The sequence below is a fragment of the Thalassolituus maritimus genome (genome assembly GCF_900156675.1).
Lineage (GTDB): Bacteria > Pseudomonadota > Gammaproteobacteria > Pseudomonadales > Oceanobacteraceae > Thalassolituus > Thalassolituus maritimus.
Window position 1 is genome coordinate 255,706 of sequence record NZ_FTOH01000005.1, and the last position, 16,229, is coordinate 271,934.

The following is a 16,229-nucleotide window of genomic DNA, read 5'->3' on the forward strand; positions in this document are numbered from 1 at the left end:
CTTGTCATGGCAAAGCGATGATCCGTCTTCATCTTTACAAGCTGTCATTTCAGACCATCTGACATCACCGTGAAAAAACGTGTCTTACTCACTCCAGATAAAGCCAACACTGAAGCAAACCGCGCGGACAATAAGTCTCTGAGAGGTACAGATTTCTGAAGTGCATCTTTATACCTGAAAACGCATTTAGTTACATTCCCGTTACATGCATTTACCGCTGATTTACAGTCAATCGGACGCAGTGTGCAACCAACGTATTTCAGAATCAAAAGGCTTTCCCGTACAATCCGCCTTCATCCTCAAGCCCAAGGAACAACAGGAATGAGCAAGGCGTCTTCACATACTCCGATGATGCAGCAGTACTTCAAGATTAAGTCTGAATTTCCGGACACCTTGCTGTTTTACCGTATGGGCGATTTCTACGAGCTATTCTACGATGACGCCAAGCGTGCCGCACAGATCCTCGATATTACGCTGACCGCTCGGGGGCAAAGCGGTGGACAGCCCATTCCAATGGCCGGTGTGCCATTTCACGCAGCAGAAAACTACATCGCCAAATTGGTTAAAAACGGGGTCTCAGTTGCTATCGCCGAACAGGTTGGCGACCCGGCCACCAGCAAGGGCCCTGTAGAACGAAAAGTCGTGCGCATACTAACGCCGGGGACTCTCACCGACGAAGCTCTGCTCGATGAACATCAGGACAACCTGCTTGTCTCTGTGTGCTCTCACCAGCAACGGCACGGGATCGCCGTTCTTGAGATTTCATCCGGCCGCTTCAGTGTTTTTGAGGTGGATGGTGAAGATGCTCTACTGGCGGAAATTGAGCGCCTTAGACCCGCAGAATTACTGCTGCCCGAAGATCAGATTTTTCCTGACCCAGTAGCCAATCGTGCCGGTGCCACCCAACAAGCGCCATGGCATTACGAGTCCGATACGGCACTGCGCCTGCTGACAACTCAGTTAAAAACCCGCGACCTACGCGGCTTTGGCTGCGAAGGTATGAAAACAGCGATCCGTGCCGCAGGCGCCCTGCTCAACTACGCGCAGGAAACACAACGCAACAGCCTGCCCCACATTCGCTCCTTAACGGTAGAGCAACCTGACGACGCCATCATCATTGATCCGGCGAGCCGCCGTAACCTGGAAATCGACATCAACCAAAAAGGCGACGGTCTCTATACGCTCGCTTGGGTGCTCGACAAAACTGCGACAGCCATGGGCAGCCGTCTGTTACGCCGCTGGCTGAACCGCCCGCTGCGCGACCATTCTATTCTGGGGCTGCGCCAGAACCTGATCGCACAATGCCTGCAACAATACGCGCATGAAGATCTGCATCAGCATATGAAGCAGGTCGGTGATATTGAACGTATTCTCTCTCGTGTGGCTCTGGGCTCCGCCCGCCCTCGTGACCTTGCGCGGCTGCGTGATGCCCTTACGGTTATTCCGGATATCCGTCAGCGACTATCCGAGCTGGAAGCTCCTCTGGGGGCAGATATCTGTGAGCGTGCCCCCGAGTTTCCGCAATGGGTCAGCCGCTTACAAGCGGCGATTATCGACAATCCTCCGGTCGTCATTCGTGACGGGGGCGTAATCGCCGAAGGCTACGACGCTGAACTCGATGAGTTGCGCTCCCTCAGTGAGAACGCAGGCGACTACCTGGTCAAACTGGAAGAGCGTGAACGTGAACGGACGGGGATCAGTACCTTAAAGGTAGGCTACAACCGCGTACACGGTTACTACATTGAAATCAGCAAGGCACAGTCTGACTCAGCACCGACTGAATATATCCGCCGACAGACTCTCAAAAACGCCGAGCGATTTATCACCCCTGAACTGAAAGAATTCGAAGACAAAGCACTGAGTGCCAAAGCACGCGCACTGAGCAGAGAGAAAATGCTCTACGATGCCCTGCTGACAGACCTCGCCGAAGATCTGATCCCACTGCAGGTCGCCGCGGCGGCCTTGTCAGAACTGGATGTACTCACTTGCCTTGCTGAGCGTGCAGAAACGCTGCGCTTCAATGCGCCTGAACTGGTTGATGAGAGTGTCGTCGACATCCGTCAGGGGCGTCATCCTGTGGTCGAATCGCTGATCACCGACCCGTTTGTCGCCAACGATACAAGCCTCGATGGCGAACGCCGCATGCAGATCATTACCGGTCCGAATATGGGCGGTAAATCGACCTATATGCGTCAGGTGGCACTGATCACTCTACTGGCACACATCGGTTCTTACGTACCGGCTGAGTTCTGTAAACTCGGCCCCATAGACCGCATATTCACCCGTATGGGCTCAGCCGACGACGTCGCGGGTGGTCGCTCTACCTTTATGGTGGAAATGACTGAAACCGCCAATATCCTGCATAACGCGACGCGGGACAGTCTGGTGTTAATGGATGAAGTCGGGCGAGGCACCTCAACCTTTGATGGTCTGTCGCTGGCCTGGGCGGCAGCCGCACATCTGGCCGAAAATACGGAAGCCTTTACGCTGTTCGCGACGCATTACTTCGAAATGACCGCTCTGCCAGAGCAGTACAGCAATACGATTAATGTTCACCTGAAAGCCACCGAACATGATGAGCGCATCATTTTTCTGCACAGTGTCGAAGAGGGCCCAGCTAACCAGAGCTATGGCTTGCAGGTTGCACAGCTGGCGGGGGTTCCTCCTGCGGTTATCGCCAACGCCCGCCAACAATTGTCGCAACTCGAACAACAAACGAGTCCGGTAACGCCTGTCGTTACCGCCAAAACTGGGCGTAGCGCTGAACCAGCGCCTATGCAATCAGACCTGTTCGCCAGTGGACCGGGGCCAGCCGAAGAGGCACTCGCTAAGGTCAACCCGGATGACCTGACACCCAGGCAGGCACTGGAGCTGGTTTACGCATTGAAGGATTTGATATAAAGGACAAATCTGGAGCATTGTTCGGTATAACCGAACGGTGTCTCCCGAATTTTCCCCAACAAAAGAAGACCCGGCGCCTTGCCTGACCATCGCCGACTACCTAGAATACCCGCAACCGTGATAAGCAGGGCCGATGAGCCCGATATTTAGCAGGGCCAAAGAGCCCCGAATAATGATTCAGGAGAAGATCAGATGACCTTCGTCGTAACCGATAACTGCGTTAAGTGTAAGTACACAGACTGTGTTGAAGTCTGCCCGGTAGACTGCTTCTACGAAGGCCCGAACTTCCTCGTAATCCACCCGGATGAGTGCATTGACTGCGCACTGTGTGAACCAGAGTGCCCGGCAGAGGCCATTTTCTCTGAAGATGAAGTTCCAGCAGGTCAGGAGCAGTACATTGAGCTCAACGCTGAGTTGTCTGAAGAGTGGGCAGACAACAACATTACTGAGCAGAAAGATCCGCTGCCAGACGCAGAAGAATGGGATGGCGTACCAGACAAGATCCAGTATCTGGAACGCTGATATACCGGCCTGCCCTGACCATAAAAAAGCCCCGGTAACTCGTGTTGCCGGGGCTTTTTGTTTTCTTCGCGCTCTATATCCGATGTCAGCTGAGCCATTGATCGAACATTTCGACCATCACAGTCTCGCCAGGCTCAACATGGCCACGCTCCTGCTCAAGAACAATGAAACAATTTGCCTTGCTGACGGAGCTCAGAATTCCCGAGCCCTGCTGCCCTGTACTGCGCACCTGCCACTGACCAGCGTCATGCAGTTCAGCAACACCTCTCTGATAATCCGCCCGGCCTGGCCGCTTTTTTAAGCGCTCGCTGGCGATGGCAGGAATACGAATCGGTGGCCTGACAATCTCACCCGCCAGACTCCGCAACACAGGCAGCCCTACCTGATGCAATGTCACCAGGGCCGATACCGGATTACCCGGTAAGCCAAGAAAAAGTGTTTTACCGATACGTCCGAACGCCAGCGGCTTGCCCGGTTTCATCGCCAGCTTCCACAAATCAAGCTGCCCGAGCGCTTCGACCGCCGTACGGGTAAAGTCCGCTTCACCGACGGAAACACCACCACTGGTAATAATGATGTCGGCATCCGCTGCGGCTGTCTCCAACGCTTCCTGTATGGCTTCAAGCGTATCGCTGACCGCGGTAACCAACGAGACCTCAGCTCCTAATCGATTGAGAACCGGGCGCAATACAAATGAGTTACTCTCGTAAATTTTACCGGCAGGCAAGTTATTACCGGGGGCAATCAACTCATCGCCGGTCGTTAGCAGGCTGACCCGCAATGGCCGGACAACCGACGCGTCAGCAATACCGATACTTGCCAGTAATCCACAATCAGCAGGCGTCAGGCGCCGCCCTGCTTTCAGCACGACGTCTCCATGGCGAATATCTTCTCCGGCACGACGAATATTATCGCCGTGGCGAAAAGACTCAGGATTGTCGACCCGCACACCCGCATCCACAACCTCAGTATTTTCCTGCATCACCACCAGCTTCGCCCCGTCGGGAACAACGGCTCCGGTCATGATGCGGACACATTCCCCAGCACTGAGTACCCCTTCAAATACTTCACCAGCCAGGACAATGCCACGCTGACGGAAAAGGCCGATCGGAGTGCGTCCGCTCTCAAGCTTACCCGGATTGACCGCGTACCCATCCATCGCTGAATTATCCGCAGGGGGAACATTCACAGGGCTGATAACATCTTCGGCCAGAACCCGTCCGCATGCGTGCTCCAACGGACAAAGCTCGCCTTCAGTCACCGGAGTTACCTGCGACAACAGATACTCAATTGCTTCATTAACCGGTGTTAAACCCGGTTTATCACAAAGGTTCATAGGCTCTTCTCCGAAGCTTGCGGGCTCACAACCTCAGTGGTTACTGCAATCCAATCCTCTAACGCCAGTTCGAGAGAATCCCCGACGTTTAGAGGCCCGACACCGGGAGGTGTGCCCGTCATGACCACGTCGCCCGGATTAAGGGTAAAAGATTGAGACATATGAGCAATTAAGGACAGTACAGGGTTTAGCATATCGGCACTGTTGCCTGACTGTTGCTGAACGCCATTGCGGAGCAAAGAGAAATTCAGGTTCTGCCAGTCAGATACCCGCGCCGCAGATACAAATGGGCTCAGAGGGCACGAACCATCAAACGCTTTTGCACGCTCCCATGGCAAGCCCTTCCCTTTTAAAACGGACTGAACATCCCGCAACGTCAAATCCAGGCCGAGACCGACACCGGCAAGAGCGCCGGACACTTCAGCTTCGCTGGCTTTCTGAAGACGTTTCCCAATCAGCACAGCCACTTCGAGTTCGTGATGAACATCGCCCTGAGACAGAGGAATACTTAACGGAGCCTGCAGATCACAGGCCGCATCAGCAGGTTTAATAAATAAGACAGGGGTATCAGGAACGGGATTATTCAGCTCTGCGGCATGGGCCGCATAGTTACGACCGACGCACACGATCTTACCGACCGGCGAAGAAAACGGCGCACCATCAAGGGAAGGGGTGAACATAATAAACCTGCTACAACGTAAAACCCCGACTATAACATGCCGGGGTTTATCGCGAATCAGGCCAGGTTATCAGCGTTTACCACCGGGGAACGAGATCAGTTCTGCCAATTCTCGGTTCACCTGAGAAGGCACTTCGAGACTGCTTTCCAGCACTCCGCGCAGGGTTTCCTGACTCTCAAAATCCATTGAGTCACAGGCACAACCGACAACGTCGTCATCGATATGAACAAGGGAGCAATCCATGTCAATAATGCCGCCAGTTTCGAGCGTCAGGCTGATCTTCAGCGATTGCTCCAGCTGCCAGGTAACGTTCTCCGGAATAACCAGCAGAATGCCTCGCATACTGATATCCAGGCAGAAGGTTTCAAGCTTCTGATTTCCGTCGTCTACCTGAACCCGTTGAAACAGGTGAACGCGCTTTGCTTGTCGTTGTTCCATGGTTGTTTCCTGTTTGGGATACAACAGGTTTAGCCTGTTATGGCGAAACCGCAAGCTCGCGAATGCGATTTATTCCAGTCAGGTCACTTTTCAGCGACCTGACCGAACTATCAGGCTAAACGTTTATATTTCATACGCTTAGGCTGAGCATCACTGCCCAGACGCTTCTTCCGATCTTCTTCATATTCGGTGTAGTTACCGTCGAAGAAGGTCACCTTGGAGTCGCCCTCGTACGCGAGGATGTGCGTTGCAATACGGTCCAGGAACCAACGGTCGTGCGACACCACCATGACAGTACCCGGGAAGGCATCAATGGCCTCTTCCAGTGCACGCAGAGTTTCGACATCAAGGTCGTTTGACGGTTCATCGAGTAACAGCACATTAGCACCCTGTTTCAGGGTATAGGCGAGCTGCAAACGACCACGTTCACCGCCTGACAGTTCTCCAACCCGCTTCTGCTGATCACCGCCCTTGAAGTTAAAGCGACCGATGTAGGCGCGGCTCGGGTACTCTTTGCCGTTGATATCCAGCATGTCGAGGCCGTCAGAAATAGATTCCCACACGGTCTTACTGTCATCCAGTTCATCACGCAGCTGCTCAACAAACGCCAGCCTCACGGTATCACCAATAACCACTTCACCAGAGTCCGGTTGCTCAGTGCCAGCGATCATGCGGAACAAAGTCGACTTACCCGCACCGTTACCGCCGACGATGCCGACAATCGCACCCGGTGGCACAGTAAAATCGAGGTTGTCGATCAGCACACGATCACCAAAAGACTTGGTCACGTTATGGAACTCAATGACCTTATCGCCGAGACGCGGACCCGGTGGAATATAGATCTCGTTAGTTTCGTTACGGCTCTGAAACTCGCGTGAGTTCATCTCTTCGAAGCGTGCAAGGCGGGCTTTGCTTTTCGCCTGACGGCCTTTAGCGCCTTTACGCACCCACTCCAGCTCGTGCTTGATCGCCTTGGTGTGTGCCTCTTCTTCTTTCTTCTCCTGCTCTAAGCGCTTTTCTTTCGCCTCAAGCCAGGTCGTGTAATTACCCTGATACGGAATACCGTGGCCACGGTCGAGTTCAAGAATCCATTCCGCACAGTTATCGAGGAAGTAACGGTCGTGGGTAATCGCCACAACAGTGCCAGGGTACTCTTCAAGGAATTTCTCCAGCCAACCGACAGATTCCGCATCCAGGTGGTTGGTTGGCTCGTCGAGCAAGAGCATGTCTGGTTTGGACATCAACAGGCGGCACAGGGCTACGCGGCGACGCTCACCACCGGACAGCTTGGTGACGTCAGCGTCCCAAGGCGGCAGACGCAAAGCATCGGCGGCAATTTCCATCTGGCGGTCAACATCGTGGCCGTCCGACGCCTCAATGATGGCTTCGAGCTTGCCCTGCTTTTTGGCCAGCTCATCAAAATCAGCATCCGGCTCAGCATACGCTGCGTAGACCTGCTCCAGTTCGGCCTTGGCATTCATCAGCTCACTGAGGCCGTCTTCAACGTTACCACGCACGTCTTTCGCAGGGTCCAGTTCCGGCTCCTGAGGAAGGTAGCCAATATTAAGATCAGGCTGAGGGCGAGCCTCACCAATAATATCGGTGTCGATGCCTGCCATGATCTTGAGCAGGGTTGATTTACCCGCGCCATTCAGGCCCAGAACACCAATTTTGGCGCCAGGAAAAAAGGATAATGAGATGTCACGCAGGATCTGTCGTTTAGGTGGAACAATCTTACCTAAACGGTTCATAGTGAATACGTACTGTGCCATGGGCATCGCCTCCGCAATGTATTTCGCCGCAACGCTACTGAAAAGCCCATAGAAAGGCAAATAAAGCCCATTATGAAGGGCCTCTGGTTGTTAAGGTGACAGACAATGACTAAGGTTAATAACCATAATCAGTCGTTAACGGACACCGCTTTACATGCTCCCGCATCATGGAGCCCCAGAGGCTAAATTTCACTCAGCCGCCACGAACCGGGCGAACACGCCCCTGTTTGTGCTGAGTTTTGTATTTCTGACCGTCGTTCTCAGTTTTCAGAGCTGGCAGCAATGGCAGAACGCAAGGCACGCGTACAACATTGATGTTGAGCGGACACTTGACCACTACAAACGTCAGTCTGAACTGATTATCAAGGCCGGTCTCCATGCAAACCAGATATTCACGCGCAGCTACGGCGACCAGCTTGAGGTCTATGCAAACCGCCCGGCAGCTGCAGACACGGACGACCTCTGGGGACACGTAAGCGCCGCGATTTTTAACGCAACAGGCTTTTTCATCACCGATCAGAATGGCAAGGTGCTTAACCACTACGGCAGCCTGCTCAGCCCCACCGAGCCCGGCGATATTGAAAAAGAACTACGTTCACAGGGCCTGGATAAGGCCATTTTCTCATTACGCTACAGCCATCTGGGCGGTTATTACGTTGGCACACGCTTCAACACCAGCAATGGCCCGATGATTATGGTGTCACGACGTGCTTACAGTCATCTTTCTGAGATTATTTTCAGAGGTGGCTTCAATGGTTTTGAAATGGTGCTTTTCGACCGTCGGGATAATACAGTATCCATCCGCGAGCAGTTTTACTCAGACACACTGCACCCGACTCTGTTAACTGAGGAAGAAACAAACAGCATTCTCTATCGTGACAGTATCCCAATGTCGCCATGGGACATTCTTGCTCTGCCTATTCAGGGGTACTGGAAAGAACAACTCATAGAAAGCATCCGGATTCCGGCCACTTTCCTTATCGTTTTCGCCATTCTTCTGATTGTTCTGCGTCGCTACCTCAGCCAACAGGGCGAGGCTGTTGTGGCTCTCCAGAAAGCCACAGAAGACACCGAACGCCGTGCCGACAGAGTGCTTCGCTCCATTGATGAAGCCTTTATATCTACGGATCATGAAGGGAACATCGATTACCTGAACCCCAAAGCATTGTCATTGCTTGGTCGTACAGAACCAGACCCGGTACTCGGCATGCCACTTACCGATATCTGGCCTGCACCCGATGCCCTCTGGAACAGAGGGCTTGCACCAGAAGCGATAGAGAGCCTGAAACCTGACCAGCGCGTTATGCATGTACAGCATGCCGACGGAAAGCATATTCTTGAGCAGAAAATGCAGATGTTGTACGACAACAAACAAGTCAGCGGCTACGTGTGGTTACTCCGGGATATTACTGAATCAGAGCAGGCCAAAGCCGCCTTAGAACACAGCAGAACCCGATACAAAGCTCTGTTCGAAGAGGCCGGTATCGCGCACGGCCTCCTTGATCTGAGTGAATTCGACGGCACTGCCGACACCCTGAAAGTGGTCAGCGTAAACGAAGCCACACTGCAACTGGGTGACTTTGATACCGTAGAAGCGATGGGTGCTCACTATCAGCGCCACCCAGAATCCCTGACCCCACTTCTGAAGGCACTGACCAGCAGTAAATCTCTCCGACTGCAGCAGAACGAATGCGAACTCACATTGCGTGACCGCAGTGGTCGCCCTATCGATATCTGGGCAAGCATCAGCTTCCGCACCAGCTCCAGCCATCAGGTATTACTGACCATGCTGGATATCACAGAGCGTAAGCAGGCAACCGAGAAGATCCGCGAGCGTGAAGCTTTCTGGATGCACGTGATGGAAGCGATGCCCGATGTTGTCTACGTCCTCGACGTCAATGACCGGCTTGAGCAGAAGACTATCTTCTCCAACCGCCACGTCGCGCAACTCTTAGGTTTTCCTGACAGTCGTGAGTACATCGAGCGCAGTTGGATGGATTATGTGATTGAAGACGACCTTGCTCGCTGCAGAGACGGCCTACGGAATATCAGGAACTCCATCAATGGCCAAACCATTGAAACCACCGCCCGCTTCCTCAATGCCGACGGCGAAATCAGGGTACTTAAGTTCCGTGATACGCCGTTCACCTATGACAGCTACGGAAAAGTAGAGCGCTATATCGGCACCGGCAGAGACGTTACCGCAGACATTGAGAAGCAGGAACAGATCGTCGAGAGTGAACGCCGCTACCGCCTGCTGGCGGAGAATATGAATGACATCGTCTGGGCCACTGACGCCCAGCTCAATTTCAACTTCGTAAGCACCTCAGTACAACGCCTGTTGGGTTATCAGCCCGAAGACCTGGTGAATGGTGGAGTTGCACGAATTTTCTCACGGCCCGACCTCAAACGGTTAGGCAAAGCACTACAACACCAGATACAAATCGCTATCAACAGTCCGGAGACAGCCAAGCGCCGCAGTACCGTCATTCGGGAAGATTTCTATGCCTCGGCCAGCAATGGCAGTCGCGTACTTCTGGAGCTACAAGCCAGCCTGCTGTGGAACGACAAAGGCGAACTTCAGGGGCTTCTGGGTATCTGCCGGGATGTCACCGAGTCCCGCAGTATTGAGCAGGAGCTGCAACTCGCAGCCGAAGTATTCGAGAACAGCAACGAAGCAATTCTGATCACAGATCAGAAACTTAAGATCGCAAATACCAACCGCGCCTTCCAGCATATCACCGGGTATTCGGCCGAGGATGTCACAGGTAAGACTCCCGACTTCCTGATTTCATCGGAACAATACGAAGAAGACCTGATTGAGAAAATCGGTGAGCGACTGATGGTCGATGGTTACTGGCAAGGCGAGATTTCCTATCGGCGCCGCCAGGGCGATATACGCACCGGCTGGGCCGGGGTCAGTGCGATTCGGGATCAGAACCGCGAAGTTCAGAGCCTGATCATCATTATGTCCGACATCACTGAGCGCAAAGCCAGCGAAGAGCGCATTCACAAGCTTGCCTATTATGATCCACTGACCGCTCTGCCCAATCGCAGCCAGATGCATGAAACACTGGATGGCATGCTCAAGCGAGCACGCAAGCAAGGTCTCTGGGTGGTGCTGCTGTTTATCGACCTCGACCGCTTCAAGCCGATCAACGACTCTATGGGGCATCCTGCCGGTGACGAAGTGTTGAAACAGGTTGCCGGGCGCCTGCGTAATTGCGTTAAACAACGTGATCTTGTCTGCCGTATGGGAGGCGATGAGTTCACCATTGCGATTGCTGATCAGCCAAGCCATAACGCGGCTTCAGATACCGCCATCATTGTTGCTGAGCGTATTCTTGAGTCTCTGCATCAGTCATTCAACCTGAATCAGCGTGAAGTCTTTATCAGCGCCAGTATCGGGATCTCGATATACCCCAACGACGGTAACAGTGTGATGGAGCTGCTGAAAAATGCCGACATGGCTATGTATCACGCCAAAGATATGGGGCGTGACAACATGCAGTTCTTCACAGCCTCAATGAATCGCAAAGCAGTCCAGTTACTCGAGCTTGAGAACGACCTTCGCCATGCATTGGCACGGAACGAAATGCAGCTCTATTTCCAGCCACAATACCGCACCGACAGTGAAAAAGCCGTTGGTGTTGAGGTCCTGCTACGCTGGATTCACCCGACTCGGGGCATGATCTCGCCGGGCACCTTCATTCCTATCATCGAGGACACAGGTCTGATTGTGCCAATTGGCCAGTGGGTACTCGAAGAGAGCTGCCGTTGCTTTGTTCGCTGGCAGGCTGAGGAACAGCTCGGGCTTGAGCGCATTGCTGTGAACGTATCTGCGCGACAGTTCCGTTCAGAGGATTTCCTCAATGTTGTGAAAGACATCATCATCCGGACCGGTATTCGCCCAGAACAGCTTGAGCTTGAGCTGACCGAAAGTATCCTGATGGAAGACGTGGAACTGGCAATGGAAACGCTGCGGGGGCTACGCGCCGCAGGCGTCAAAACCGCGATTGATGATTTCGGTACCGGTTACTCATCACTGAACTACCTCAAGCAATTCCCGGTAGACACCCTGAAAATCGACCGCAGCTTTATCCAGAACCTGCCGGAAAACGCCGATGACGCACAGATCTCGCGAACCATCATCGCTATGGGTCACAACCTGGGCATGGGTATCATTGCAGAGGGTGTCGAAACTGCCGAGCAACTGACCTTTCTGCAAATGGCAAAGTGCGAGGAGGTTCAGGGGTTCTACTTCAGCAAACCCGTCGATGAAGCATCATTAATCGAAGATCTTGGCAAAAGCTGAACATCAGTCATGATGATATGACACCTTCTCAAGTGCGGGGCGCGCAACTTTGCGGTAGAATGTGCACCTCAAAAAATTTCTGATTATCCTACTTGAGGAAGCCCTGATGTTTAGCCGTGATATGAACATAGCGGATTTCGACCCAGATCTGTGGTCAGCGATGCAGTCTGAGGATGCCCGTCAGGAGCATCACATTGAGCTGATCGCCTCTGAAAACTACACCAGCCCACGCGTTATGGAAGCTCAGGGCTCTCAGCTGACGAACAAGTACGCTGAAGGTTATCCGGGCAAACGTTACTACGGTGGCTGTGAGCACGTTGACGTGATTGAGCAATTGGCTATCGATCGCGCTAAAGAACTGTTCGGTGCCGGCTACGCCAACGTTCAGCCACACTCAGGTTCTCAGGCGAACGCTGCCGTTTACTTCGCACTTTGCCAGCCTGGTGACACCATTCTGGGTATGAGCCTGGCGCACGGTGGTCACCTGACTCACGGTGCCGCGGTATCTTTCTCTGGTCGCGTTTACAACGCAGTTCAGTACGGTCTGAACCCAGAAACGGGTGAAATCGATTACGAAGAAGTTGAACGTCTGGCTCGTGAGCACAAGCCTAAGATGATCGTTGCTGGTTTCTCTGCGTACTCTCGCGTTGTTGACTGGAAGAAATTCCGCGAAATTGCCGATGAAGTTGGCGCTTATCTGTTTGTCGATATGGCTCACATTGCTGGCCTGGTTGCTGCTGGCGTATACCCATCACCGGTCGGTATTGCAGACGTAGTGACCACCACTACACACAAAACTCTGCGTGGTCCTCGTGGTGGTCTGATCCTCGCGAACGACGATGAAGACCTGAACAAGAAGTTCAACTTCGCCGTCTTCCCTGAATCTCAGGGCGGCCCACTGATGCACGTGATCGCAGCAAAAGCTGTGTGCTTCAAAGAAGCAATGAGCCAGGAGTACAAAGACTACCAGGCTCAGGTAGTCAAAAATGCACAGGCAATGGCCAGCACGTTCATCGAGCGTGGCATTAACGTCGTTTCTGGCGGTACTGATGATCACCTGTTCCTGGTTGACCTGATCGGCAAAGAGTACACAGGTAAAGATGCTGATGCGGCACTGGGTCGCGCTAACATCACTGTGAACAAAAACTCTGTGCCTAACGACCCTCGCTCACCGTTCGTAACCTCTGGTCTCCGTATCGGTAGCCCTGCGATCACCAGCCGTGGCTTCAAAGAAGAGCAGGCTACGCAACTGGCGGGTTGGATCTGTGACATTCTCGATGGTCTCGAGAAAGGTGAATCTGAAGCCGTTGAAGCATCAGTGAAAGAGAAAGTTGTCGCCCTTTGCGAACAGTTCCCTGTGTATAAGTAAGCACTGGAACTCTGAAAAACCGGCCAGATGGCCGGTTTTTTTATGCCTGAAAATTGAGGCATGTCACTGGTGTGCTCTGCCAGCGTCACACATATGTCACAAAGTTTTCATAGAGTAGTCATGCTTGAAACCTGATCCAGCAACAGAGGATTCCCGCATGTCCGACTCATGGAAACCCGTCACCTATGTTCAGCTCATCAACCTGATGAGTCATAACGAAAGCCAGCTGGAAGAGGGGGTCCGCCCTTTGTGGAACGCGATCCGACTCCCTGCCGCTGAATTATGGCAACAGCACCCCTGGGGTAATGAAGGCTGCGGGTTCTGGGTTCTGGCGACCGCCGGGCGTCACTGCATCTATTACAACGACATCACCGAAGGTTTTTCTGTTGGCCAGTTCGAGCGCTGGGGCCACATCATCAATTACCAGAAGTCGAAGGCCGGTCTGCAATATGCGATAGACAGCCTGTTGCAGCAGGAATCCCTGACTGAGACGGCATAGGGTCTGCTATGCCCCTCTGAACCTGTTTGAGCTGGCCAGAAATAACCTGCCTGGGCCACGAGCATTTAATGATCCAGATCATATTTTGATTTCGCATCACTGGCCCAATCCTACGAATGTCAGTTCATCACCCCTGAAACGTACGTCAGACACCCCCACACCCTGAGAATCTTGGCTGGCTTCCCCCTTACTTTCGCGCCTCAGACAGTTGTTCAATAGTCTCAGATTACTTACAACAACCTCACTACAACACAGGATTTTCAGTATGACTGAGGCAGCGACTCCAACTTCCACGACTCGAATGACCGCTGGCGAGCGTGCAGGCATTCCTCCGCGTCGTATGGACTTCAAGTTTGGTGACGATACCAAGCGCTACTGGTACGCAGACAACGCATTCCTGACCACATTCTGGACCACGCTGTCTGCACTTTTCCCGGCAGGTGAAACCTTTTTTATCGACTCAGTTAAAAACTATCGCCACGTGGTGACAGATCAGAAACTGAAAGATGAAATCTCCGGCTTCATCGGCCAGGAAGCTCTGCATACCAAAGAGCACCAGGCATTCAACGATATGGCAGATCGTCACGGCCTGCCGAGCGGACGCATCGATAAAGAACTCTGGGGCCTTCTGGATCTGGCGAAGAAAGTGTTTCCAAAGAAGCTACAGCTGGCGACCACGGTAGCTCTTGAGCACTACACCGCGATTCTGGCAGAGCAGCTTCTGCGTGACACCGACCACCAGGAAAATATTCAGGATCGCGAAGCACTGAAACTCTGGATGTGGCACGCGCTGGAAGAAAACGAACACAAGTCTGTCGCCTACGACGTTTATGAACTGATTGGTGGCGGTTACTTCACACGCATCTTCGCCATGATCGTCGCAACCATTGGCTTTATCGTCTTCGTTGGCCAGGGGCACCTGCGCATGCTGTGGGCAAACGGCACTCTGTTCGATATCAAAGATAACGCCAAAGGCTTCTGGAAACTCTTGGGCTGGAAAGGATTATTCCCGCGCCTCTTCTTTAAATACATGGACTTCTACCGTCCGGGCTTCCACCCCAACGATCACGATACAGTAAAACTCTTAGAGGACTGGCGGGAGCGTATGCTCAACGAAGGCGGCCTTTTAGCAGAACAGACTTACAGCAAGTCCAAAGCTGCCTGAAGCAAAAGTATTCTTAACCACCCCGCGATGAATGGCCGGAATTACTCCGGCCATTTCTTATGTTGATCATAATTCACTGATTGTTGCCCCGTCGCCACGTTCTTGGACACGCGAACTTCTTCTAAATTGTAGGACATAGCGCGATGACAGAGATGCGCTCCCTACAAAATATAGAAAACAAAAGGCAGGTTTTCGTATGGCGACTATGACACAAGCACAGGGAACTCCACGTATCACCGCTGGCGAGCGAGCAGGTATTCCGCCCCGCCGCATGGACTTTGAATTCCCGGAAGAAACAACGAAATACTGGTATGGCGACAGCGCCTTCCTGACGACATTCTGGGTTACCCTATCTGCTCTGTTTCCGGAAGGTGAAACCTTCTTCGTAGACAGCGTAAAAAACTATCGCAAAGATATTAAAGACCAGAAGCTGAAAGACGAAGTCTCCGGCTTTATTGGCCAGGAAGCACTTCACAGCAAAGAACACGAAGCCTTTAACGACATGGCTGAAAAGCACGGCCTGCCAGCACTGAAGCTGGACAAAGAACTCGGTGTGCTGTTCCGCCTGATCCGCAAGTACGTTCCGAAGAAAATGCAGCTCGCTCTGACCGTAGCGCTTGAGCATTACACCGCGATCATTGCTGAGCAGCTGCTGCGCGAAGATTTCCACCAGGAAATGTTCCGTGACCGCGAAGCCCTGAAGCTCTGGATGTGGCACGCACTGGAAGAGAACGAACATAAAACTGTGGCCTTCGACGTATACGAGCAAGTCGGTGGTGGCTACCTGACCCGCGTCAGTACGATGCTGATCGGCACGCTGGTGTTTGCCGTTGTTGTGGTAAGTGGGCACCTGAGACTGCTGAAGGCCGATGGCCAGCTTACAAACTGGAAGGCTAACTGGCGCGGTCTGAAGTTCCTGTGGGGCTGGAAGGGTCTGTTCCCTCGCCTGGGTCGTCAGTACTTCGATTTCTATCGCCCGGGTTTCCATCCAAGTGACCACGACACCGAAGCGTTGCTGGAGAGCTGGCGCCAGCGCATGCTGAACGATGGCGGTCTGCTGGCAGAACAGACCTACAGTAAGAGCCGCAAGGCCTGAGTCAGCTTGAGCACCGCTCATTGACACGCCGGAATCAGGAAGATCGTCCTGATTCCGGCAGATTTACAAATATTCTTCTATTTTCTGTAAATCCCGTTTGGCCGTAATTTACCCCCCTGGCAAAGAAAAACCCCCC

11 protein-coding genes are annotated in these 16,229 nt (G+C 53.0%); 7 read left to right on the forward strand and 4 right to left on the reverse strand.

Going from position 1 to position 16,229, the window contains the following annotated elements; all coding sequences use genetic code 11:
- Nucleotides 1-321 precede the first annotated feature (321 nt).
- Together mutS and fdxA are read left to right on the forward strand one after the other, a co-directional pair.
- Complete coding sequence (gene mutS, locus BW941_RS09725) at nucleotides 322-2,901, forward strand: DNA mismatch repair protein MutS (RefSeq protein WP_076515599.1); 2,580 nt, start codon at nucleotides 322-324, stop codon at nucleotides 2,899-2,901.
- A gap of 192 nt (nucleotides 2,902-3,093) precedes the next feature.
- A complete protein-coding gene (gene fdxA / locus BW941_RS09730; RefSeq protein WP_068442541.1) occupies nucleotides 3,094-3,423 on the forward strand; it encodes a ferredoxin FdxA in 330 nt (109 codons plus the stop codon).
- Nucleotides 3,424-3,508: 85 nt separating this feature from the next.
- Here fdxA and moeA read toward each other — a convergent pair whose 3' ends face one another.
- The 4 genes from moeA to ettA form a co-directional block, all read right to left on the reverse strand.
- On the reverse strand, nucleotides 3,509-4,759 hold the full coding sequence (gene moeA / locus BW941_RS09735) for a molybdopterin molybdotransferase MoeA (protein ID WP_076515601.1): 1,251 nt from the start codon (nucleotides 4,757-4,759) through the stop codon (nucleotides 3,509-3,511).
- Nucleotides 4,756-5,439 (reverse strand): fumarylacetoacetate hydrolase family protein, encoded by a 684-nt coding sequence (locus BW941_RS09740; RefSeq protein ID WP_076515603.1) that lies wholly within the window; start codon nucleotides 5,437-5,439, stop codon nucleotides 4,756-4,758. The genes moeA and BW941_RS09740 overlap by 4 nt, the downstream gene beginning before the upstream one ends.
- A gap of 69 nt (nucleotides 5,440-5,508) precedes the next feature.
- Nucleotides 5,509-5,877, reverse strand: a complete 369-nt coding sequence (locus tag BW941_RS09745) for a PilZ domain-containing protein (RefSeq protein WP_076515605.1) — start codon at nucleotides 5,875-5,877, stop codon at nucleotides 5,509-5,511.
- 110 nt (nucleotides 5,878-5,987) lie between these two features.
- Entirely contained in the window at nucleotides 5,988-7,649 is a 1,662-nt protein-coding gene (ettA, locus tag BW941_RS09750; protein ID WP_076515607.1) for an energy-dependent translational throttle protein EttA, read from the reverse strand.
- 154 nt (nucleotides 7,650-7,803) lie between these two features.
- Between ettA and BW941_RS09755 the strand changes: the two genes are divergently transcribed.
- The 5 genes from BW941_RS09755 (at nucleotide 7,804) to BW941_RS09775 (ending at nucleotide 16,093) form a co-directional block, all read left to right on the forward strand.
- A complete protein-coding gene (locus BW941_RS09755) occupies nucleotides 7,804-11,964 on the forward strand; it encodes a sensor domain-containing protein (RefSeq protein ID WP_076515609.1) in 4,161 nt (1,386 codons plus the stop codon).
- A 106-nt stretch (nucleotides 11,965-12,070) separates the two neighbouring features.
- On the forward strand, nucleotides 12,071-13,333 hold the full coding sequence (glyA, locus tag BW941_RS09760) for a serine hydroxymethyltransferase (RefSeq protein WP_068443992.1): 1,263 nt from the start codon (nucleotides 12,071-12,073) through the stop codon (nucleotides 13,331-13,333).
- A 157-nt stretch (nucleotides 13,334-13,490) separates the two neighbouring features.
- Nucleotides 13,491-13,832 (forward strand): hypothetical protein, encoded by a 342-nt coding sequence (locus BW941_RS09765; RefSeq protein WP_076515611.1) that lies wholly within the window; start codon nucleotides 13,491-13,493, stop codon nucleotides 13,830-13,832.
- Nucleotides 13,833-14,097: 265 nt separating this feature from the next.
- Nucleotides 14,098-14,997 carry a metal-dependent hydrolase gene (locus BW941_RS09770; RefSeq protein ID WP_076515613.1) on the forward strand — a complete coding sequence of 300 codons (900 nt, stop codon included), beginning with the start codon at nucleotides 14,098-14,100 and terminating at the stop codon, nucleotides 14,995-14,997.
- Between the two features lie 196 nt (nucleotides 14,998-15,193).
- A complete protein-coding gene (locus tag BW941_RS09775) occupies nucleotides 15,194-16,093 on the forward strand; it encodes a metal-dependent hydrolase (protein ID WP_245820082.1) in 900 nt (299 codons plus the stop codon).
- The last annotated feature ends 136 nt before the right edge of the window (nucleotides 16,094-16,229 follow it).

Bases quoted from the DNA above. Each gene is read 5' to 3' on its own strand.
- BW941_RS09775 (WP_245820082.1), top strand. From the start codon at position 15,194: ATGGCGACTATGACACAAGCACAGGGAACTCCACGTATCACCGCTGGC.
- BW941_RS09740 (WP_076515603.1), bottom strand. From the start codon at position 5,439: ATGTTCACCCCTTCCCTTGATGGTGCGCCGTTTTCTTCGCCGGTCGGT.
- ettA (WP_076515607.1), bottom strand. From the start codon at position 7,649: ATGGCACAGTACGTATTCACTATGAACCGTTTAGGTAAGATTGTTCCA.
- mutS (WP_076515599.1), top strand. From the start codon at position 322: ATGAGCAAGGCGTCTTCACATACTCCGATGATGCAGCAGTACTTCAAG.
- BW941_RS09755 (WP_076515609.1), top strand. From the start codon at position 7,804: ATGCTCCCGCATCATGGAGCCCCAGAGGCTAAATTTCACTCAGCCGCC.
- BW941_RS09765 (WP_076515611.1), top strand. From the start codon at position 13,491: ATGTCCGACTCATGGAAACCCGTCACCTATGTTCAGCTCATCAACCTG.
- glyA (WP_068443992.1), top strand. From the start codon at position 12,071: ATGTTTAGCCGTGATATGAACATAGCGGATTTCGACCCAGATCTGTGG.
- BW941_RS09770 (WP_076515613.1), top strand. From the start codon at position 14,098: ATGACTGAGGCAGCGACTCCAACTTCCACGACTCGAATGACCGCTGGC.
- BW941_RS09745 (WP_076515605.1), bottom strand. From the start codon at position 5,877: ATGGAACAACGACAAGCAAAGCGCGTTCACCTGTTTCAACGGGTTCAG.
- fdxA (WP_068442541.1), top strand. From the start codon at position 3,094: ATGACCTTCGTCGTAACCGATAACTGCGTTAAGTGTAAGTACACAGAC.
- moeA (WP_076515601.1), bottom strand. From the start codon at position 4,759: ATGAACCTTTGTGATAAACCGGGTTTAACACCGGTTAATGAAGCAATT.